Here is a 490-nt window from a genome sequence, read left to right as displayed (position 1 = left end):
CAAGATAACGACACGGTTGCACAAGAGGTGCCGTCTGAAAACAATACCGAATGCTTGGATTACACCGGTATCGAGCTTTCCGGCATTACCCTTATCGATTCCCAAAAGATTGAAGCCAAGTTACCCAAATGCATCAATCAAAACAACATCAACCAACTGAACCGGGACATCGTTGCCGAGTATATCGCTCAAGGCTATCCGCATACGCAAATCAAATTTGAAACCACGTCTGAACGCGTCCTGAAATTGGCAGTCATCGAAGGCAAAATCCGTGAGATTACCGGCGGCTCCCGTACAGTCAACGTCGATACCCTCTTCCCCGATCATCAAGGCAAACCTCTAAACATCCAATACCTCGACCAAGGTATTGAACAGGCAAACCATGTTGCCGGCAACAACGTCAGCATCGATGTTTATCCGCATGATGACGGCACCGCCTCCATCCAACTCAACAACGATGCCCAAAAACATTGGGGCGGCAGCGTCACCA

Annotated in this window: 1 protein-coding gene; it reads left to right on the top strand. The window is 49.0% G+C overall.

Going from position 1 to position 490, the window contains the following annotated elements:
* Positions 1–490: POTRA domain-containing protein (locus ACTHUR_RS19285; RefSeq protein WP_440400401.1), on the top strand; the 490-nt coding region annotated here is incomplete at both ends.

Source organism: Neisseria sp. P0021.S007, assembly GCF_051956855.1.
The sequence above is the reverse complement of the archived record's forward strand: the minus strand, read 5'-3'. Positions and strand labels throughout refer to the sequence as shown.